The sequence below is a fragment of the Sorangium sp. So ce204 genome (assembly GCF_051526795.1).
GTDB lineage: Bacteria > Myxococcota_A > Polyangia > Polyangiales > Polyangiaceae > Sorangium > Sorangium cellulosum_B.
Map to the genome: position 1 here is coordinate 8,376,883 of NZ_CP150317.1, position 20,014 is coordinate 8,396,896.

At 72.8% G+C, this 20,014-nt stretch carries 20 protein-coding genes and 1 pseudogene; 13 read left to right on the top strand and 8 right to left on the bottom strand.

Translation table 11 applies throughout. From position 1 onward, the window contains the following. Nucleotides 1–147 precede the first annotated feature (147 nt). Nucleotides 148–468 (top strand): ArsR/SmtB family transcription factor, encoded by a 321-nt coding sequence (locus tag WMF22_RS31100; RefSeq protein WP_437275476.1) that lies wholly within the window; start codon nt 148–150, stop codon nt 466–468. Then, the gene (locus WMF22_RS31105) at nt 465–1,238 is read left to right on the top strand and encodes an SRPBCC domain-containing protein (protein ID WP_438032132.1); all 774 of its coding nucleotides are present in this window, start codon (nt 465–467) and stop codon (nt 1,236–1,238) included. Before WMF22_RS31100 ends, WMF22_RS31105 begins: the two co-directional genes overlap by 4 nt. A 66-nt stretch (nt 1,239–1,304) precedes the next feature. Here the strand turns inward: WMF22_RS31105 and WMF22_RS31110 are convergent, their stop codons facing one another. Together WMF22_RS31110 and WMF22_RS31115 are read right to left on the bottom strand one after the other, a co-directional pair. Then, nucleotides 1,305–1,883, bottom strand: coding sequence for a DUF6000 family protein (locus WMF22_RS31110; RefSeq protein WP_437293625.1), 579 nt, complete (start codon nt 1,881–1,883; stop codon nt 1,305–1,307). Between the two features lie 97 nt (nt 1,884–1,980). Continuing rightward, a pseudogene (locus WMF22_RS31115) lies at nt 1,981–2,247 on the bottom strand (phage integrase N-terminal SAM-like domain-containing protein); the annotation flags it as partial. Between the two features lie 103 nt (nt 2,248–2,350). On the opposite strand from WMF22_RS31115, the gene WMF22_RS31120 reads away from it, so the two are divergent. The 6 genes from WMF22_RS31120 (at nt 2,351) to tpx (ending at nt 8,717) form a co-directional block, all read left to right on the top strand. Beyond that, nucleotides 2,351–2,890 carry a tetratricopeptide repeat protein gene (locus tag WMF22_RS31120; protein WP_438032133.1) on the top strand — a complete coding sequence of 180 codons (540 nt, stop codon included), beginning with the start codon at nt 2,351–2,353 and terminating at the stop codon, nt 2,888–2,890. A gap of 156 nt (nt 2,891–3,046) precedes the next feature. Then, nucleotides 3,047–4,417: an endo-1,4-beta-glucanase gene (locus WMF22_RS31125; protein ID WP_438032134.1), complete on the top strand. Its 1,371-nt coding sequence runs from the start codon at nt 3,047–3,049 to the stop codon at nt 4,415–4,417. Nucleotides 4,418–4,790: 373 nt separating this feature from the next. Next, nucleotides 4,791–5,984, top strand: coding sequence for a hypothetical protein (locus tag WMF22_RS31130; protein WP_438032135.1), 1,194 nt, complete (start codon nt 4,791–4,793; stop codon nt 5,982–5,984). Between the two features lie 106 nt (nt 5,985–6,090). After that, nucleotides 6,091–7,395 (top strand): SGNH/GDSL hydrolase family protein, encoded by a 1,305-nt coding sequence (locus WMF22_RS31135; RefSeq protein ID WP_438032136.1) that lies wholly within the window; start codon nt 6,091–6,093, stop codon nt 7,393–7,395. A gap of 252 nt (nt 7,396–7,647) precedes the next feature. After that, nucleotides 7,648–8,019 (top strand): hypothetical protein, encoded by a 372-nt coding sequence (locus WMF22_RS31140; RefSeq protein WP_437293630.1) that lies wholly within the window; start codon nt 7,648–7,650, stop codon nt 8,017–8,019. Between the two features lie 203 nt (nt 8,020–8,222). Further along, complete coding sequence (gene tpx, locus WMF22_RS31145; protein WP_437293631.1) at nt 8,223–8,717, top strand: thiol peroxidase; 495 nt, start codon at nt 8,223–8,225, stop codon at nt 8,715–8,717. 120 nt (nt 8,718–8,837) lie between these two features. On the opposite strand, the gene WMF22_RS31150 is transcribed toward tpx, so the two are convergent. Next, nucleotides 8,838–10,307, bottom strand: coding sequence for a cytochrome P450 (locus tag WMF22_RS31150; protein ID WP_438032137.1), 1,470 nt, complete (start codon nt 10,305–10,307; stop codon nt 8,838–8,840). Nucleotides 10,308–10,446: 139 nt separating this feature from the next. Here WMF22_RS31150 and WMF22_RS31155 point away from each other — a divergent pair, with 139 nt between their 5' ends. Next, nucleotides 10,447–11,325 carry a 1-acyl-sn-glycerol-3-phosphate acyltransferase gene (locus tag WMF22_RS31155; RefSeq protein WP_438032138.1) on the top strand — a complete coding sequence of 293 codons (879 nt, stop codon included), beginning with the start codon at nt 10,447–10,449 and terminating at the stop codon, nt 11,323–11,325. 51 nt (nt 11,326–11,376) lie between these two features. Here the strand turns inward: WMF22_RS31155 and WMF22_RS31160 are convergent, their stop codons facing one another. From WMF22_RS31160 to WMF22_RS31175, 4 genes are all read right to left on the bottom strand, one after another. Beyond that, nucleotides 11,377–12,420: a glycosyltransferase family 4 protein gene (locus tag WMF22_RS31160; RefSeq protein ID WP_438032139.1), complete on the bottom strand. Its 1,044-nt coding sequence runs from the start codon at nt 12,418–12,420 to the stop codon at nt 11,377–11,379. Between the two features lie 52 nt (nt 12,421–12,472). Then, nucleotides 12,473–12,871, bottom strand: coding sequence for a 6-pyruvoyl trahydropterin synthase family protein (locus WMF22_RS31165; RefSeq protein WP_437293635.1), 399 nt, complete (start codon nt 12,869–12,871; stop codon nt 12,473–12,475). A gap of 22 nt (nt 12,872–12,893) precedes the next feature. Next, a complete protein-coding gene (locus WMF22_RS31170) occupies nt 12,894–13,880 on the bottom strand; it encodes a zinc-dependent alcohol dehydrogenase (RefSeq protein WP_437293636.1) in 987 nt (328 codons plus the stop codon). 91 nt (nt 13,881–13,971) lie between these two features. Next, on the bottom strand, nt 13,972–14,661 hold the full coding sequence (locus WMF22_RS31175) for a RibD family protein (protein ID WP_437293637.1): 690 nt from the start codon (nt 14,659–14,661) through the stop codon (nt 13,972–13,974). Nucleotides 14,662–15,224: 563 nt separating this feature from the next. Between WMF22_RS31175 and WMF22_RS31180 the strand changes: the two genes are divergently transcribed. Both WMF22_RS31180 and WMF22_RS31185 read left to right on the top strand, forming a co-directional pair. Then, nucleotides 15,225–16,286, top strand: coding sequence for a GH12 family glycosyl hydrolase domain-containing protein (locus WMF22_RS31180; RefSeq protein WP_438032140.1), 1,062 nt, complete (start codon nt 15,225–15,227; stop codon nt 16,284–16,286). 50 nt (nt 16,287–16,336) lie between these two features. Then, nucleotides 16,337–17,026, top strand: a complete 690-nt coding sequence (locus tag WMF22_RS31185; protein ID WP_438032141.1) for a hypothetical protein — start codon at nt 16,337–16,339, stop codon at nt 17,024–17,026. A 73-nt stretch (nt 17,027–17,099) separates the two neighbouring features. On the opposite strand, the gene WMF22_RS31190 is transcribed toward WMF22_RS31185, so the two are convergent. Next, the gene (locus WMF22_RS31190) at nt 17,100–18,011 is read right to left on the bottom strand and encodes a glutathione S-transferase family protein (protein ID WP_438032142.1); all 912 of its coding nucleotides are present in this window, start codon (nt 18,009–18,011) and stop codon (nt 17,100–17,102) included. 154 nt (nt 18,012–18,165) lie between these two features. On the opposite strand from WMF22_RS31190, the gene WMF22_RS31195 reads away from it, so the two are divergent. Both WMF22_RS31195 and WMF22_RS31200 read left to right on the top strand, forming a co-directional pair. Further along, nucleotides 18,166–18,627 (top strand): PaaI family thioesterase, encoded by a 462-nt coding sequence (locus WMF22_RS31195; protein WP_437293642.1) that lies wholly within the window; start codon nt 18,166–18,168, stop codon nt 18,625–18,627. Between the two features lie 168 nt (nt 18,628–18,795). Further along, complete coding sequence (locus WMF22_RS31200) at nt 18,796–19,833, top strand: 1-aminocyclopropane-1-carboxylate deaminase/D-cysteine desulfhydrase (RefSeq protein WP_437293643.1); 1,038 nt, start codon at nt 18,796–18,798, stop codon at nt 19,831–19,833. Nucleotides 19,834–20,014 lie beyond the last annotated feature (181 nt).

Consider the following 20,014-nt stretch of genomic DNA (forward strand, 5'->3'; position numbering starts at 1 on the left):
ACCCGCTTGTCGTCCGAGACGAGCTGTTGCCGAAGCAGGGGGTCAGCTCTGCCGATGTCACGCAGGCCACGACCGGCGTGCGGAGACTCTTCGAGGCGCTTGACAAGCTCAGGCCACCGCGATACTGGTAACCCAACGGTTACCTATATGGCGCCCGCGAAAGCCGACATCGATGTGTTTTTTGTCATCGCCGATCCGACCCGTCGCGCGATCCTCGATCGTTTGCGCGCGGGTCCTGCCCCGGTGAACGAAATCGCGGCCGACTTTTCTCAGAGCCGCCCCGCGATCTCGAAGCACCTCCGCGTGCTCAAGGCATCGCGGCTGGTGACCGAGGAGAAGGTCGGGCGCGAGCGGCTCTACACGCTGCGACCCGCGCCGCTGCAGAAGGCGATGGCATGGCTCGAGGGCTACCGCGCGTTCTGGGGTCGCAATCTCGAGTCGCTGAAGCGTTACCTGGAGGATACATGACAGCCAATAGCATCCGAGCCCGTTCGATCGCCGATGTCGCTCAAGGGACGATCCTCGCTCGCATCGAGATCGCCGCGTCGCCGGAGCGCGTTTTCCGTGCGCTTACGACCGACGAGCTGACGAAGTGGTGGGGTTCTGCGGAGATGTATCGCACGACCGCCTTCACGATCGACCTTCGCGCCGGAGGGGCGTGGCGAACCGACGGCGTGGGGGCGGACGGGAAGCCGTTCCATGTCGGCGGCAGAGTTGTCGAGTTCGATCCGCCTCGAAGGCTCGTCCAGACATGGGAACCGTCGTGGGATGCGGACGCGCCCCCGACGACGGTCTCCTATCTCCTCGACGCCATCGAGACGGGTACGCGCCTCACGGTCCGACACGCTGGGTTTGGCGCTCGTGTGGCATCGTGCGAGAGCCACGCGGCAGGTTGGGAGCGTGTCCTCGGTTGGCTCACGAACCACGTCGCGCCGCAGCCGGAGCCGCGCTTCTTCCTCTGTCGGCTGCTCCCGTCGCGCGCGACCTTCATGCAGGACATGACGGCCGATGAGCGCGCGGTCATGCAGGCGCACGGCAAGTACTGGCGCGGCAAGCTCGCCGAGGGCCACGTGATCGCCTTCGGACCGGTCGCCGACCCGGCGGGCGGATGGGGCGTCGGCATCGTTGCCGTCCGCGACGAGGCCGAGCTCCGTACATTCCAGAACGAGGATCCTGCCATCAAGTCAAACATCGGGCTGCGGTACGAGGCGCTGCCCATGCTCACGGCCGTGTACTGACGGCGGATGCGATGGCGGGCCCCGGCTGGCCGCGCGCGCGCGGCCAGCGGACCACGCGCGCGCGCATCAGCTGACCTCGTTGGCGCCGAGGTCGTCCAGGAAGGCCATGGCCCGCGCTACCCGCGCCACGCCGCGTCCTGGATCCAAGGCCCCCAACTCCCGGCCGTGCTCGGATACCTTCCAGAGCTCAGGAGCCTTCAGAAAGGGCGCCGCGCGATTCGCGGCCAGGCGAGCGTCGAGCCACACCAACGATCCCACAGCCCACTCTTGATCGTACTCGCGATCGCCAACCGGCAAGTACGACTGGAGATAGAGCGTCAGCGCATCGGATGCAGGTAGATCCTCGTAGCGCGCGGTCGCGACAGAGAAGCCCTGTCCCGCATAGCAGGTCGCGCTGGCGAGCAGCCTCTCGCCGATCACGTCTCGAAACGCGGCGAGCCGGCGGGCCGCGATGATCCATGCCGCCGTCAGCTGCTCACGCCACGAGCCGTTCAGCCAGTAGCCAAGCTCGCGATCGGGGAGAGACGTCGCCGCATCCAAGAACTGCTGCGCGAACGCATGCCGCCGCTCCGGCGGCTCGTCGAGGAAATTCGCGTGCAGAAGGAGCAGGTAGAGGGGGGATCCGTACCTTGACCAAGCGTCCATTGGGAAAGTCAGGCTAACTATCCATCGATTGGCCAACCGATGCCGGCAGCCCAGGTCTGTCTAGCTCGTCGCTTTTGTGCGCCCCTCACGAGAAATCTCACGTATCGGCGCTGCGCTGCAAGGCCCAAAGGCTGTCCAGCGCAACAGGGTAGACCCGTCCAACGCCGCCGGCAGCGCCGCGGCGAGGCGCGCGGGGCGCTTCGCTCGGGTGAAATCGATGTGCTGCGCGAGGAGAGAGCGCGAGGACGTGGGTGCAGAGGAAGTTGATGGCGGCGAGGGCCTGGCTCTGCGTCGAGGCGCTGACGTGCTGGTCGGTCGCCGGTCGCGTGAGGAACCCCTCGACGTGGGCCGGCCCGAGGTCGCGCGGACGGCGGCGGCCATCGCACCTCGACGGCTCTCCCCTTCCTTCGCTCTCCGCTCGCTCCGCCTGCTACCGCCGGCCGCTCCTCCGCGCTACGTTCGCCGCCGTGGACGCCCCCCGACCGTCCGGCGCTCGCCGCGCGCTGCTCATCGGCCTTCCCATCGCCGCGCTCGCCGCGGCGGCCTTTCTCTTCGTGGGTCGCGACGAGCGCCCCGCGCCGAACGCACGCCCGCCGAGCGCCGAGCCCCGCGTGGCCCGCGAGCCGCAGCGCCGCGACGAGGCGCCCGTCGTCCCCCCCGCTCCCCCGCCGGCCGCTGCCACCGTGAGCGCCGCAGCACAGGGGTCGGAGCCGGCGCCGGACACCGACCCCGAGGCCAGCCTCATCGACCGCATGCGCGCCGCCTTGACGACCAACCCCGAGGAGGTGCTCCGGCTCGACGACGAGGCGCCGCGCGACCTCGGCGACAGCCCCCGCGCCGCCGAGCGCGGCCTGCTCCGCGTGCGGGCGCTCGTGCGCCTGGACCGGATCGGTAAGGCCCGCAGCCTCGCGGAAGACCTCATCGAGCGCTACCCGGACGATCCCTCGGCGAAGAGTGCGGCCGCGTACATGGGGATCCACCCGAGGCCGCGCGGGCCGTCCAGGTAAGCGGCGATACCGCGGGTGCCCTGCGAAGCTCACGTGATCTTCGTCAGGGCCGCTGCGACCACGATCTTGTAGCAAGAGCAGAACGTTACGCAGTGAGTCACTGAACCGATTAAGAGTTCGGGCTGGTCCGGCGCGCGTTTCTGGTGATAATCGGGCATGCGCAACTGGCTTCTTCTTGTCGGGGTTCTCCAGCTCTCCGTGGCTGGATTCGGCTGTGGCGACGGATCGGGCGGCGGCGGCGAGGGCGGCGCCGGCGGCGAAGCGGGGGACAGCGGCCCCAGCGGGAGCAACTCCTCGGGCGCCGGCACACCCGCGAGCTCCGGCGCGGGCGCCGGCACATCCACGGGCGCGGGCGCGGGCGCCGGCACATCCACGGGCTCCGGCGCGGGCGCAGGCGAGCCCACCGGCGGACCCGCGAGCACGGGCAGCGGCGATCCCGTGGCCGGCAGCAGCACCAGCAGCGGGGGAGAGCCCAGCGAATGCGCCGGCGCCGGCGAGGACGAATGTCCGTTCGAGGCAGGGGTCGAGATCGCCTGCCGCCTTCGCTTCATGTACGGCGTGAACTACGCCTGGCGCGACTTCGGCGCCGATTTCGGCGGTCAGTCCAAGTGGAGCCAGGCGGGCATCTCGGGCAAGAAGAGCCAGGTGCTCGCCGATCTGCAGGACATGCGCGCCAACGGCGTGGACGTGGTCCGCTGGTGGATCTACCCCCGCTTCTACGGGGACCAGATCAACTTCGACGGACAGGGCAACCCGACCGGGCTCGGCGGCACCTCGACGCAGGACATCCTGGCGGCGCTCGAGCTCGCGGACCAGGCGCAGGTCAACGTGATGTTCACGCTGTTCTCCTTCGATGGCTTCTACAAGACATCGCACAACCCGCCGAACGGCCTGTCGGTCGCGAGCATGGGGCCCCTCGTCGCGGACGCGGGCCGGCGCGCCAAGCTCATCGAGAACGTCGTCCGGCCCATCGCTCGGACCGTGGCGTCGAGCCCGCACCGCGACCGGATGCTGGCCTGGGACGTCATCAACGAGCCCGAGTGGGCGATGACCGGGCCGAGCCTCTACGGCGACGACCCGGCGTTCGAGGGGGACTCCAGCAAGTTCGATCTCGTCACACACCAGCAGATGGAGGCGCTCGCCAAGGAGTCGGCCGCCGTGCTGAGGGGAGAGACCGGCGCGCCCGTGAGCGTCGGCAGCGCCGCCATCAAGTGGGGCCAGGCGTGGACGCGCTCGGACGTCGACTTCTACCAGGTCCACATGTACGGCTGGGTCAACGACTACTTCCCGTACACCAAGCCCCTCTCCGAGTACGGCCTCACGGACAAGCCGGTGGTCATGGGCGAGTTCCCCATCAACATGGACGAGATGGACGTGCGCTACGACAAGTTCGTGGGCGACCTCTACAACATGGGGTATGCGGGCGCGCTCTCGTGGTCGATCACCGATCGGAACTTCCCGTGGTCGTCCCACAAGACCGCCGTGAAGGCGTTCGCCGATCAGCACCCCTGCGAGACGCGCTACTGAGCGCCGGGTGAGCGCCGCTGCCCGCGGCGCCCATCTTCCCTGCTTCCCGCTTCCCTGCTCCCCTGCCCCGGATCCGAGCTGGACCGCTGAGCCGGCCCGGCGAGCTCGTCCTCGGTGACACGAGCCGCGCCTGCGTGACAGCTTGCCCCAGCGTGTGGCGCATTGTCGCGCGGCGGCGCGATGCGGCCGCGAGGCCGTCTGTCGGGGCGCCGGCGCTCCTCTCCTCGCGACCAGGTTTCAACTGGGGCACGTCGGTTGCTGAACCGGTGGAAACGGGTGGAAACGGGTGGAAACGGGTGGGCCCGCTGCTCACGGAGGGGACCGCCTCCGTGAGGCTCGAGAGTTGTTCACCAGCACCCAGAGGGAGAGCGAGATGGCACGAGATCGCTACGAGGGCCGGGATTTCCGTGACGAGGGGCCGCGCGACGACTGGCGTCCCCGGGACGAGCGGTGGCGCGTGCCGCGGGAGGACGATCAGCGCGGATTCCGCGGTCACGAGGGGGACCGCGACGCGTTCGAGCGAGGGTCGTACAGCCGCGGCAACTACGCGAACCAGAGCGGCGGCAGCCGGCAGGGAGAGCTGGGCCAGCTGCCGCGGCCGTACGGTCAGCAAGGGCGGGGAGACGGCAGAGACCCGTGGAGGGCGGGCAGCCAGCACACATGGGACGACCGCGGCGGCTCCGAGAGGCGCTGGCAGGAGCAGGGCGGCGCCGGCGCGCGCGGCTACCGCGAGCCCGAGGAGCGCCGCGCCTACGGACAGGACAGCGCCTCATGGGAGCGGATCGGCGGGCGTGACGATCACTTCAGCGGGCGGGGCGGCGAGGACGAGCGAAGAGGGTTCGGCTCGGTGCAGCGAGGGCGCGACGAGAACCGCGGCTACTACGGCCGCGACGAGAACCGCGGCTACTACGGCCGCGACGAGAACCGCGGCTACTACGGCCGCGACGAGAACCGCGGCTACTACGGCCGCGACGAGAACCGCGGCTACTACGGCCGCGACGCGGGCCGCGGCTTCTCCGGACCGGACGAGGACCAGGGCCGCGGCTACGGTCGCCACGACCGCGGCCGCGACGAAGAGAGCACGAGCCGGCGCTACCAGGGCGACGACCACGGGCGATACGACGACCGGGGCCGCGGCTATGCGCGAGACGACTACCAGGGCCGCGGCTATGCGCGAGACGACTACCAGGGCCGCGAGGATCGGTATCGCAGCCATGGCTACGGGCGCGGCGAGGACCAGGATCGATATCGAGGCGGCGACGAGAGAAACGCCCCTGGCCACCATGACGGCCGAGGCGACAACGGTCGCGGCTACCAGGGCCGCGGCGAGGAGCGCGAGGGCCGCGGCCGCGGCGAGGAACGCAGCGGATACGGCGACATCTACAATCGCCCGGAGCGCCGGCCCGGGTTCGGCCGCTTCATGGGCGACGAGATCCCGCAGGGGTACTCGACCCGCGTCCACGAGCGCGACGACGTGCGCGCCTCGCAAGGCCAGGGCCACGAGCGCTCCCCCGCCGAGGACAGCGGCCGCTCCAGGTACCAGAGCCAGGACCGGACCTGGAACTGAGATCAACCGATCTCCGCACCTCGACGGCCGCGCTGCGGTGTCTGCCCCTGCGCGCAGGAGGAGATTGGAGTTGTCCGCGCCACGGACCTAGAGCATCCTCGCGCGCATGAAACGACAAGCTTACTCGAATCTCCCGAGGCTCGCTTCCATCTGCTGCATCGCCTGGTCGGCGCTGGCCGGCTGCGGTGACGACGACTCGAATGCAACAACTGGAACGACGGGCTCGGGCGGCGGCTCACCCACCTCGAGCAGCGCCTCCGGCACGGGCGGCGACGGCGGCGGCACGGGCGAAGGCGGCGGCACGGGCGAAGGCGGCGGCGGCGCGGATCCTGGCACCACCTCGTCGAGCACGAGCGGCGCCGGCGGCTCAGACCCCTCCGGCGACACCATCCGCTTCATCGGGCGCTTCGATACGACGAACGCCGAGGGCCCCCGCTTCTCCTGGGCCGGCAGCGCGATCGTCACGCGGTTCTCGGGGACGTCGATCGGCGTCCGCTTCAACGACGAGTCGACCGCGGCGGAATCCAACTTCTTCCAGGTGGTGATCGACGGCGAGGCGAAGGGCGTCCTCAAGGTCAACAGCGAGGAGGATCTCTACACGGTCGCGGAAGGGCTGCCCGACGGCGAGCACGACCTCGTGCTCCACCGCCGCACCGAGCCGCTGGTCGGCGTGTCGCAGTTCCTCGAGTTCGTCCCGGAGCAGGGCGAGGCGCTCCTGCCGGTCCCGGCGGCGCCCGCGCGCCGGATCGAGGTGATCGGCGACTCGATCTCCGCCGGCTACGGCGTCGATGGCGCCAACGAGACTTGCCCGTTCACGAGCGATACGGAGAACAACTACCTCGCCTACAGCGCCCTGACAGGCCGGCTGGTCGGGGCCGACACAACGATCGTCGCCTGGTCCGGCAGAGGCGTGTACCGGAACTACGACGGTGAAGTCGCGCCCACGATGCCCGAGATCTACGGCCGGACGATCGCCGACGAGGAGCAGCCCGCATGGGACTTCTCGTCCTGGGTGCCGCAGGTCGTGGTCATCAACCTGGGCACGAACGACTTCAGCATCAACGTCCCGGGCGACGCCCAGTTCCGCACGCCGTTCACCAATGCCTACGCGGGCCTCGTCGAGACGGTCAGAACGAACTACCCGAACGCGTTCATCTTCTGCACCATCGGGCCCATGCTGAGCGACTCGTACCCGGAAGGCGCCCAGGCGCTCACCAGGGCGCGCTCCTACATCGGCCAGGTGGTGAAGGCCCGGAACGACAGCGGCGACGACAAGGTGCGCGTCCTCGAGTTCCCTGCGCAGGACGGCGCGGCGAACGGGCTCGGCTGCGACTACCACCCGAGCGTCAAGACGAACGCGCTCATGGCCCAGCAGCTCGCGGAGGCCATCCGCGAAGAGCTCGACTGGTAAGGGCGGCGCGAGGCCGGGGCATCGTGCCACCGGCCCCTCGCGACCGCTGTGGCACGACGCACCACGCATCCCACGCAAACGCAGCGCGCACCTCGCAGGGAGCGAGCGGCGGTCCCATCCGCTCGCCATGGCGCGCGCGGATCGGCCATCCAGCTTCATGGTACACGCGGTGCATCCCTCGCCATCAGAACAGCGGAAGGGCGGCGACGCCGAGAGCGCGTGAGAGCGCGCCGCCGAGCGAGGAGATCATCCATGCAGACCAAGCGAGACAGCTCCCTGCGGGCCACGGGCAGGAACCACAGCCATGATTTCATGGAGGCGGCGCGCAGGAGCGCCGGTCGCGCGGAGAGCCGAGATGCGTTCATCCCCGACCCGGGCGACGGCCCCCCCGAGGTGCTCGACGAGCTCGCCGAGCAGATCGCCGAGCAGTACGTCGCCTCGGCGACATCGGGCAGGGGCGACACCACCGAAGACTACGAAGACAGGGTGGAGCCAGAGGAGATCGGGGGCCCCTTCGTCATCACGACGGACGAACAGGAGATCGGGTACAGCAGGGACTCGACGAACCCCGATGACGGCGAGGTCGAGCCGTTTCCGCTGGTCCATCGCTCGCCCGTCCGCTGATCGCGCGTCCCACCGCGCGCGGGCGCTCGACGCTCGCGCGCCGCCCGCCCGGGCAAGACCGCCCGGCCAGCGCAGCGCCCGCACGCCACACGAGCGGAGCTCCGGCCGAGGCGGTCTGGCTGGTTCTGCTTGGCGTCCGCCCTCGGCGCGCCTACGAGAGGCGCTGCCGCACAGCTGCACAGAGCACAGAGGAGGATGTGACCATGGCTGAGACCAAGTTCAAGGGAAGCCCCATCCACACCACAGGCGAGCTGCCGTCGGTCGGCGCGACCGCCCCCGATTTCACGCTCGTGAAGACCGATCTCTCCGAGCGCAAGCTCTCGTCGTACTCCGGCAAGAAGATCCTCAACATCTTTCCGAGCGTCGACACCCCGGTCTGCGCGCGATCCGTGCGCACGTTCCACGAGCGCGCCGAGAAGCTCCCGGGCGTGACGGTGCTCAACATCTCGGCGGACCTGCCGTTCGCGCACACCCGGTTCTGCGCGTCCGAGGGCATCTCGAACGCGGAAGGCCTGTCGACGTTCCGGGGAGATTTCGGCCAGAAGTACGGCGTCACGCTCGTCGACGGGCCGCTCGCCGGCCTGCTCGCGCGCTCGGTCCTCGTGCTCGACGAGCAGAACAAGGTGCTCCACGTCGAGCTCGTCCCGGAGATCGCGCAGGAGCCCGATTACGACGCGGCCCTCGCCAAGGTGCAGTGAGCCGGAGCGCCGGCGCTTGGCCGCCCGCGCGAGCGCCTCGTGATCTCACGCGCTGGCGCGCCTCGTGATCTCACGCGCTGGCGCGCCTCGTGATCTCACGCGCTGGCGCGCCTCGTGATCTCACGCGCTGGCGCGCCTCGTGAACCGGATGCGCAGCCCCTCCGGCTGCATCGCGAACGCCATCCGCTCCCGCACCGGCGCGGTGTGATCCGCGAGGTGCACCGTGAAGCTCCGGAGCACCATGCCGACCGTCACCGCGCACTCCAGGAGCGCCATCGCGCGCCCCGGGCAGACGCGCGGCCCGCCGCCGAACGCGAGCGCCATCCTCGGCTCGTGGGGTAGCGTCGACGCCGCACCCCCGAGCCAGCGCTCGGGGCGGAACGACTCCGGATCGCCGAAATACTCGGGTTTCCTCCCTGTCGCGCGCGTGAGCGCCACGACGCCGGCGCCGGCGGGCACGGCCACGTCGCCCACCGCGGTGTCGTGGTTCGCCTCGAGGAAGAGCAGCGGCGCGGCGGAGCGCAGGCGCAGCGTCTCCTGCGTGACGGCGGCCGTGTACTCGAGGCGCTTGCACTGCTCCAGCGTCGGGATCAGGCCGCCGCCGAGCACGCGATCGACCTCCTCGCGGGCGCGCGCCTGCACGTCGGGGCGCGAGCCCAGGTAATAGAGGATCCACGCGAGGGTGTTCGCGGTGGTGTCCTCGCCCGCGAGCAGCATCGTGAGCACGTTCGCGTAGACCTCGGCGTCCGAGAGGCGCGCCCTCGGATCGTCGCCGTCCCGCGCGGCGATCATGAGCTCCAGCAGCGTCCGCGGGCGCGCGGGCCGGTCCTCGCCGCCCTCGATCTCGCGCCGCGCGGCGGTCACGAGATCGAGGATGAGCCGCTTCACCGCGACAAGGGCGCGGTCGTAGGCGCGGTCGGCGGGCAGGCCCAGGTAGCGCCAGTAGGGCAGCGGCGCGAGCATCCGCCGGTTCAGCCCGAGGAACACGCGCTGGAGGTGCTCCTGGAGCGCGTCCGCCCCGCGCTCGAGCGTGTTGAGATCGCGGCCGAAGGCGACCGACGAGGTGACGTCGACCGAGTAGCGCATGAGATCGCCGAGCACGTCGCGGGCGGCGCGCTCGTCGGCCGCCCGCGCCCAGAGCTCGCGCAGCCGGCCCGTGATGTCGCGGATGCTCGGGAAGAAGCCCTCGACGTGCCTCGGGTGGAACGTCGGGTGGATGAGCTGCCGCTGCTTCCGCCACGCGTCGCCGTCCGCCGAGAACAGGCCGACCATGTCCGCCTCGCGCGACACGGCCTCGATGGCGCGCACCCGCCGGAACACCGCGGGGCGGCGCTGGAGCACGTCGCGCACGAGCTCGCCGTCCACAACGACGAGGACCGGCTGCCGGCCCATCCGCACGACGAAGAGGTCTCCATGGGCGCGCCACCACCGCTCGAACTCGAGGTGCCAGCGGTCGGGGTGGAGCGCGAGCAGATTGCCGAGCACAGGCAAGCCCGGCGGCCCCGGGAGATCCGCGAGCGTCCGCCGGGGGCGCGCGGCCGCGTCGCCGCGGCCGATCGCGTCCTCCAGGGCAGGGAGCGTGGCGTTCATGCCCCCTTCATACAGAGGCGGCGCGCCCCGACGCAAACCCGACAGGCGACAGAGGACGCGCTCCATCGCGCTGGACGATGTCGGGCGGGCGGCGCGCCGGCGCTGGCGAGGCGGCGTCGACACGGAGTAAGACGCGGACATGACGGAGCCGCTGGAGCGAGAGCTCGCGAACCTGTCCGGCGCGGAGATGGTGGCGGCGCTCGGCCTCGGCGGGGCGCCGGCGTGGGTGCGCCGGGCCGGGCGCGCGGCCTTCGCCGTCCCTTCGTGGCCGCTCGGGCGCGCGCTCGCGCGCTTCGATCGGCGCACGGGCGAGGCGGGGCTCCAGGTCGCGGCGCGGGAGGCGCTCGCCGGCTTGGGGGCCCGCTGGACGGCCGGCGCGGCGCCGCCGTCGCGCGGGGCGCTGCTCGTCGTGTCGAACCACCCCGGCGCCTACGACGCGCTCGCGCTCATGGCGGCGCTCGGCCGGGAAGACCTCATGATCGTCGCGGCCGATCGGCGGTTCCTGCGGGCGCTGCCCCACGTGAGCCGGCGGCTGCTCTTCGTGCCGATCGACGAGGGCGGCGCGCTCGCGCTCGCGGCGCGGTCGGCCGGCGTGCGCCGCGCGCTGCGGCACCTGCGCCGCGGGGGCGCGCTGCTGCACTTCCCCGCGGGGCGCATCGAGGCGGATCCGGCGTTCGCGGGCGAGGGCGACGCGCTGCTCGCGGCGTGGCATCCGAGCGCCGGGGTGCTGCTGCGCGCGGCCGCGGCGGCGGGAGGGCGCGCCGCCGTGGCGATCGTCTCGGGGGTGCACTCGCCGCGGGCGAAGCGGCTGGCCATCACGCGGTGGGCCGAGCGCCGCGGGATCACCACGCTGGCGCCGCTCCTGCAGGCGGCGCTGCCGGGCTTCGGCGACGTCGAGGTGCGGGTCCGCCTGGGCGAGGCGCGGGACGCGGCGGAGGTGGCGCGCGGGGTCCGCGACGACGCGGCGCTCACGCGACGGCTGAAGGACGAGGCGGCGTCGCTGCTCGCGGGGGCGTGACGGCCCGACGCCCCGGGGCGGCAGGATCCCGCCCGCTCTTCGCCGAGCCGGTCATCCGCGCGCCACGCGCGCGAGCGCCGCGCGCACCGCGGCCGCGGCGCCGTCCCAGGTGGGCAGCGTCGCGGCCCGGACGGCCGCCGCGCGGCTCATGCTCGCCCGGAGAGCGCCGTCCTCGAGGAAGCGGGCGAGCGCCGGCGCGGGGCCCTCGACGTCGTCCCAGAGCAGCGCTTCGGCGCCGTCCTGGACCGCCTCCGCGATCGCGCCGGCGCGGGCGGCGAGCACCGGAACGCCGGCCCGGACCGCCTCCGTGAGCACCATGCCGTAGCCCTCCAGCGACGAGGGCAGGACGAGCGCGTCCGCCGCCGCGAGCTCGGCCGCGAGCGCCTCGTCCCCGAGCACGCCGGGCGCCGAGACGCGCGCCCGCAGGAACGCGGAGCCGGCGATCGCGCGGCGCACCCGCCCGGCGTAGGCCGGGTCGCGCGCCGCGTCCCCGATGAGCACGAGCGTGGCATGCGCGCTCCCGACCCGCTCGAACGCCGCGAGGAGCTCCAGCAGCCGCTTGCGCGGGATGAAGCTCCCCACGAACAGGAGCCGCAGCGGGCCGCCGTCCCGCCGGGCGCGGGGGAGCAAGGGGAGCCGGTCCGCGCCCGGCGTCGCCACGTCGACCCGGGCGAGCCCGATCTCGCGCCGGAGCCGCGCCGCGGTCGTCGCGCTCGTCGCGAGGTGCGCGTCGCACAGGCGGATCACCGCCGCCTCGGCGAGCGAGAGCGCCGCGCGCCGCGGGCCGGGCGGGAGCTCCCACGCGCTCAGGTGGTGCACGAGGAGAGCGCGCGCGATCCGCCGCGGCAGCGCCGCGAACGCCGGCAGGAGCTCGGGGAAGCAGAGCTCGTCGCCGACCACCACGGCGGGGTCGATCCGGGCGAGGCGCCGCGCGAGGGCGAGGCCGGCGAGCGCCCGCGACCGCGGCGCCGGATCGAGGGACACGACCTCCACGGCGTCGCCCCGGGCGCGCAGCCGCTCGACGACGAGCCGATCGTAGATGTAGCCGCCCGTTGTCTGGTCGAGGGCGCCGTAGACGATCCAGGCGATGCGCATGGGTCAGGGGAGCGGCCCGGCCTGGTGGCCGCCCTCGCGGCCGCGGCCGGCGCTACAGGTCGCGCTCGAAGCCCGCATACGCCGACGGCGACTCCCGGACGAGCACCCTCAGCGTCGATCCCGGGAGCGGCGCCTCTCCCGCGGGCAGCCTCGCGATCTCCTCGGCGAGGAGCCCGGCCACGTGCTCGGCCACGCGCTCGGTCGTGGAGGTGCGCCCGGGGAAGGCGGGGTGCTCGTCGAGGTTCGTGTAGTCGATCGTGTCGAGCACCCGGCGCAGCGACGCGTGCAGCGCGCCGATGTCCATGACCACGTGGTGCGGGCCGAGCGCCTTCGCGCGGATCTCGATCTCGACGGAGTACGTCGCGCCGTGCATCCGGGTCGCCGGGCCGAAGAACGGATCGGAGAAGCTGTGCGCGATCATCACGTGATCGCTGACGCCGAGGAGGAACATGGCGGTGGCGGGCCTCTGTCTTTTAGGTTGCCTCTCGCGTAGCCGATCGTGCGCCGTACCGGAAGACCGTCTGCAGCCGCGCCCCGGGCTCGGCCGCGAGCGCTGCGTACACGGACGGCGCCGCGTCGAGCGGGACGGACGGGTCCAGCAGCGCGTCGAGCGCCGGGTCGTCGAGGAGGGCGCGGACGAGCGCGAAGCGCCGCGCGTGGTCCCAGCGGGGGGCGCGCTCCGGCGGGATCGTCGAGACCTGGCTCGCCCGCAGGCGCAGGCGCCGGCGGTGGAACTCCGCGCCGAGCGCGACCGGGCTCGTCCGCGCCCCGTAGAACGACGCGACCGTCACCGTCGCCTCGCGCGCCGCGTGCGCGATCGCGCGGTCGAGCTCCTCCGGATGGCCGGTCGCGGCGATCACGGCGTCCGCGTCGCCGCGCGGCCGGTCTTCCTCGGGCCGGAGCGCCGCGGCGGCGCCGAGCGCGAGGCCGACCTGGCGCCGCCGCTCGCTCGGCTCGACGAGCCGGACCACCGCCCCGGCGCGCCGCGCGAGCGCCACGATGAGCAGCCCGACGACCCCGCCGCCGAGCACCACCACGGCGTCTCCGAGCCCCACCCCCGCGTCCCACACGCACGTGATCGCCGTCTCGAGGTTCGCGGCCAGCACCGCGCGCTCGGCCGGGATCGCGCGTGGCAGGCCGCGCGCCGCGCCCGGCCCGAGCAGGTGGAGATCGCCGTGGGGCGCGAGCGCGAAGACGCGGTCGCCCGGCCCGAGCGCCGCGCCCTCGCCGCGGGCGACGACCTCGCCGACCCACGCGTAGCCGTAGCGGCGCGGGTACGTCGGCGCGCATTCAGCGTCGGGCGCGTCGGGCGCGCCGGGCGCGTCGAGCGACGGGTCGAACGGCGTCGGCCCCTCGCCGCGGAAGAGCAGCAGCTCCGTCCCCTGGCTCACGCCCGACGCGAGCGCGCGCGCCACGATCTCGCCGGGCCCGGGCGCGCGCGGCGGGGCGCCCGGACGCACCTCGACGAGCCCTGGCCGGACGAACCAGAGCTCCCTGGCGAGGGGCGGGGCGGCGTCGCTCGGCGCGATGGCCCCGGGCGGCGCGGGCGCGTCAGTCGGGATAACGCACCTCCCCTCGCAAGAGCACGTTGCCCCCGAGGAGCTCGACCGCCGGCTCGCGCAGGTCGATCGCCGACGCGAGCGGCGCCTCGCCCAGCGCGCCGACCGCGGGGATCGCCGTGTCGCCGAGGAAGCGCGGCGCGATCTCGACCTCCGCGCGGTCGGCGAGGCGCGCGCGCAGGAACGAGGTGAGCACGGCGCCGCCCCCCTCGACGAGCAGCCGCCGCACGCCGCGCGCGTGGAGCTCGGCCAGCGCGTGCGGCAGCGAGACGAGGCCGCTGTCGTCCGCGGGCACGACGATCACCTCGGCGCCGCGCTCCTCGATCCACGCCTGCGCCGCGCGCGACGCGCGCCCCGCCGCGCCGAAGACGACAACGCGCCCGCCGGCCGGCTCTCCGCTGCCGGGCGGCTGCAGCAGGCGCGCCCCTTCCGGCACGCCGAGGGCGCTCGCCAGCACCACGCGCAACGGCTGGCGCCCCTCGCACCCGCGCAGGGTCAGCCGCGGATCGTCGATCACGACGGTGCGGATCCCCACGAGCACCGCGTCGTGCTCCGCGCGCGCCCGGTGGGCGCACACCATCCCGGCGGGTGTGCTGAGCATGACGCGCTGGTCCCGGGCCGCGATCCGGCCGTCGAGCGTCTGGGCGAAGTGGAGCGTGACCCGCGGGCGCGGCTGGCTCATGGCGCGCTCGCGGGTGCGCGTCCGGCGCAAACGAACGCGCAGGGGAGAGGGGACTTTGCCGCCGTCCCGAGCCGACAGTGGAGCCTCCGGGGCACGACGGCACTCTAGACCAGAACGCGGGAACCGGGGAGGAGCGTGCGCACTCGATCACCCGATTCCACGCTTTACAGGAACGCATTCATCTCCACAATCAACGGCCTCATCCGTCCCCGGGCGACTCGAAGCATCGATGAAGATCAGCGAGATACGGTTCGATCGTCTCTCTGGCGACTCCGACCCTCGATGGGCGCAAAGGGCGCAAAGGGCGCAAAGGGCGCAAAGGGCGCAAAACGATGTCGAGCCGCGCTCCCATGCGAACACGCAAAGCGTCGAGGTCGCCGGAGCGACGTCAAGTCCACGAAGCGCATGACGCGGCGCACGCCGCATTTTTCGAGTCGCGTGGTGACGCCATCGCTGTTGCTGCAATTGTTCAAGTCACGCGCTGCTTTTTTGCGCACGGCGGCGCCGCGCACCGCCGTGCGCCTGTATGCAGGTGTATGTTGCGCGCCATGCGTACACATACCTTGGCTGAATCTTTTGCGCTTCTCACGCTGACGGCGGCTCTCGCCGCCGGTTGCTCTGGATCTTCTGACGCTGACGACGGAGACCCCGGCGCTGCGGCGAGCTCCGGCGGGCTACCCAGCGCGAGCGCCTCGACGGGCGACGCCGCGAGCGGCAGCGGCGGCTCGACGTCGGGCAGCAGCGGCGTCACCACCGGCGCCGGCGTCACCACCGGCGCCGGCGGCGCGGGCAGCACCGGCAGCACCACGGCGGGAACCGGCGGCGGCGCGGCGGCAGGCACCGGGGGTAGCGGCGAAGCGAGCAGCACCACGGCGGGAACCGGCGGCGGCGCGAACCCTGGCTCCGAGCTCGGCAACGGCGCCATGGAGGGCTCCGGCAAATCGAGCGAGCGGTACGAAACGGGCCTCGTCTCGCGCGACGGCACGCCGTACGTGCTCATCACCAACGGCTGGGGCCCCGGCTTCGGCAACCACACCGTCTCGTGGGAAGGCACGTCGTTCACGGTGGAGAGCATGAGCGGCTCGGCCGGCTCGATGGGTCAGCCCGCCTCGTACCCGACCGTCTTTTGCGGTCGCTACTCGGTGAGGGAGGTGCCTGACTGCGGCTTGCCGGCGCCGAGCAGCTCCATCAAGAGCCTGCGCACCGGCTGGCGGTGGGAGAAAAATGGCAACGAGGGCCAGTACAACGCCGCGTTCGACATCTGGATGGGCAACGGCACGCAGCTCCAGGGCTATCTCATGGTGTGGCTGCGCGATCCGACGCGCTTTCAGCCCGCCGGGCAGCCGAACGCCGCGCACCAGGGCATCGAGGTCGCGAACGTCCCCGGCAAGTGGAACATCTGGAACGGCATGGTGAACGGCCTGCCGATCGTGAACTGGGTGCGCGCCGAGGGGCAAGACAGCTCGGAGATCGAGTTCGACGTGATGGACTTCGTGCGCGACGCGCAGACGCGCGGCATCAGCGTGCCCGGCAACACGGTCAACGCGGTCGCCGTCGGGTTCGAGATCTGGGAGGGCCCGATCACGAACCTGAAGAGCCTCGACTTCTACGTCGACGTGAACTGAGCGCCACGGCTCGCTTGCCGCGAGGCGCCGGGCGTCCTAAGCGCGCCGCGATGCCCATCAGCTGGCCGGATCTCTCCTCGCGCTGCGAGCGCGCTGGCCTCCCGCTCCGCGGCGGCTTCCACCCGCGCGAGGGCGACGGCGCGCCGGCGGCGGGCGATCTCCCCGCGGGGACGCTCGTCCTGCTCGGCAACGCCGGCCCGTCGATGTGGCGCGCGTTCTCGCGCGCCCGCAGGGACGCCCCCGATCTCGCGCTCGACGACTGGACCGTCGCGGTCGTCTCCCCGCTCGCGGCGGAGCTCGGCGCGACGGCCCTGTTCCCCTTCACCGGCCCTCCCTACTGGCCGTTCCAGCGCTGGGCGCAGCAGGCCGAGGCGCTGTCCCCGTCCCCCCTCGCCATCCTCATCCACCCGCGATTCGGCCTCTGGCACGGGTACCGCGCCGCCCTCGTCTTCGCGGAGCGGCTGTCGCTCCCGCCGCGCGAGGACCGGGCGAGCCCCTGCGTCTCGTGCGCCGGAGAGCCCTGCCTGAGCGCCTGCCCCGTGTCCGCGTTCTCCCCTGGCAGCTACGATGTCGCCGCGTGTGTCGGCCACCTCGACGCCGGGCCAGGCGCGACGTGCATGACCGGAGGGTGCCTGTCGCGCCGCGCCTGCCCGATCGGGCAGGAGCACATCTATCCCGACGAGCAGCGCGAGTTCCACATGCGCGCGTTCCGGCGCGCGATGCCGAGCACGGGCGGCTAGCGAGGACCGCGGCGGCACGCAGAGCGCGCCGAGGCGCCACGCAGAGCGCGCTGGCCCGGGCGCACGGCGCGGCTCAGAGCTTCCTGATGCGATATCCGGCGCGCGGGAAATGCACCGCGATCTCCCCCACGTCCGGATCGCTGCGTCGTATCGTGATCTCGCCGGCCGAGAGCCGCGCGACCACGCCCCGGGTCTCCTCTGGACCGTAATCGTCAGCCGTGATCGTCACGGCGTCTCCCGGCGACAGGCCCTCTCCGGCCGCGGTCTCCCCGCCGGCGACGTCGGCCGGCTCGGACGCGCGGGCCGCCGCGAGCGCCTCGGCGGCGGTCATCGCTCGGACGTCGCCGGGGCCGAGCGCCTCGATGCGCGCGAACCACGCCGCGAGCGCGGGCCGCGCCTCGATCGCGGCAGACAGCCTGGCGCTCCGGTTCAGGAACCAGACCGGGTGGAAGCACGCCGCGTCCGCGATCGAGAACGCGTCGCCCAGCAGGAAAGGCCGGCCACGGAGCTGGGCCTCCAGCCGATCGAGCGACAGCAGCGCCTGGCTCAGGGCGTGCGGCGCCGCCTGGAAGATCGCTTCCTTGCTGAGCGCCGGCGACATCGCCGCGCGATCGGCCAGGATGCCGGGCGGCAGGACAGCGAACATCTCCACGACCACCGGCGGCACGGCCTGGGACATCAACCGATGATCCGCCCAGTCCTCGATCAGCTCGACCAGCCCCGCCTGGCCCGGCGGGACGCAGGAAGGCTCCGGTCGTACCTGCTCCAGGCGCCGCGCGATGCAGGCCGTGTCACAGTAGATGTCCGCGCCGATCTGCAAGACCGGGATCCGCCGATATCCCCCCGTGAGCGGCGTCAGCTCCGGCTTCGGCGCCATCATCGGCTGCTCGACCGATCTCCACGCGATCTTCTTGTACGCGAGGATCCGGCGGATCTTCTCCGCGAAGAGCGATAACGGATAGTGATGCAAGATGAGCTCGGCCATGGACGACCTCGTGCGCTGGCGACCTCTTCGGGTCGGCGTTCGCTGTCGAACCTAATGAGGGCGGCCCGCGCCGCTCTTGGAGGATCTTGCGATCCCGCGCGCCCGCGGAGAAATCGCCGGAAGCTCCCGGCAAGGCCTGTACTACGCTGCCGCCATGGCCGAAGGGGAACCCGAGGATTTCGCCGCCGCGCTGAACGACGCGGCCATCGACGGCTGGATCAGCGCCATGGGTCTCCGGCTGATCCGCGCCACGCGCGACGAGGTGGCGGCCGAGCTCGACATCGGGCCGCAGCACCGGCAGGCGTATGGCATCGTCCACGGCGGCGTCCACGCGGGCATCGTGGAGACGCTGGCGTCGATCGGCGCCGCGCTCCATGCCCTGCCGGACGGCCGCTCGGTCGTCGGGCTCGAGAACCACACGAGCTTCCTGCGCGCGGTCCGGTCGGGGCGGCTCCGCGCCACCGCGCGCCCGCTCGACCGCGGGCGGCGCACCCAGGTCTGGGAAGGCTCGGTCTACGACGAGGAGGGCCGGCTCTGCGCCTCGGGGCGCGTGCGCCTCCTCGTCCTGGAGCCGGACGCGACGCTCGCGGGGCAGCGCGCCGGCACGCCCGGGTGATCGAAGGCCGCGCGAGCGCCTGACCGAAAGCTCCCCCTGACCCCGGATTGCCCGATCGCCGGCTCGCCTGACCCCCGGATTGCCCGCTCGCCCGATTGCCCGCTCGCCCGAGCGCCTTACACCCTTCGCGAGGTGCCCCCGTTGCGCGACGCAGCCGCCCTTCGGATCATGGACTCCATTCCCCGGCTCGGCTGGATCGGCGCGCCCTCGCCGGTCACGGCGCTGCCGCGGCTCGCCTCCGCGCTCGGCGTCGAGTTCCTCGGCGTCAAGCGGGACGACCTCTGCGAGCCCCTCCACGGCGGGATGAAGATGCGGAAGCTCGACTACGTGCTCGCCGCGCCGCCCTTCTCGACCGCGGCGGCGTGGTCCGCGGCGGGCGGCATCGGCTCGGGCAACGTGGCGGCGCTCGTCGCCGCGGCGCAGCGGCTCGGCCGGAGGGTGCACGCGCACCTCTTCTGGACCGACCTCTCCAGGGGCGTGCTCGACAACCTCGCGTTCACCGCCTCGGGCCCGGCCTCGATCCGCTTCTACCCGTCGCGCGTCGAGCTCGCGCTCGCGCGCCCGTCGCTCTTCCTGCCGCTCCGCGCCCTGGACGACGACGGCGCGGCGATCGTGCCGCTCGGCGCCACGTCGGCGCTCGGCATGCTGGGCGCCGCGCGCGCGGCGCTCGAGCTCGGCGCGCAGATCCGGGCCGGCGAGCTCCCCGAGCCCGCGCGCGTCTACGTGCCGCTCGGCTCCGGCGGCACCGCCGCCGGGCTCGCCGTCGGGCTCGCGCTCGGGGGCCTGCGCTCGCGGGTCGTGGCCGTCGCCGTCGTCGAGCGCCTCCTCGCCTCGCGCTTCCGCCTCCGCGCCCTCACCACCGAGCTCCGCGCCGCGCTCACGCGGCGGGGCGTCGCGCCCGTGCCCCCCGCGGCGCCGATCGACATCGTGCACGGCTACCTGGGCCGCGGGTACGGATCGCCCACGCCCGCGTCGCTCGCCGCCTGCGACGCCCTCGCCGCCGAGGGGATCTCGCTGGAGCCGGTCTACACCGGCAAGGCCATGGCCGCGCTCATGGCGCACGCGCGGGAGCGCCGGCTCGGCCCGGTGCTGTTCTGGCAAACCGCGCGGCGCGAGCCCCTGCCCCGACACGACGGCTTTTGCGAGCGGCTCCCGGCCGCGCTGTCGCGGCGCCTCGGCGCCCACTGCGGCGGCGGATCTCGATAAACGACCTACATCTCGGCGCCTCCCCGGCGCTCGTGCGCTGTCGCTCGGCTGCACTTTTCTCCGCTTCGGCCTCGTGCTGCCAGCGCACGGCGGCAATTTTCTGGATCGCACCGCCATTGCGACGAGATAGAATCGCTGTCTCGCTTGCGCCCTCGGCGACCGCCCACCCCGGCGCTCGTAA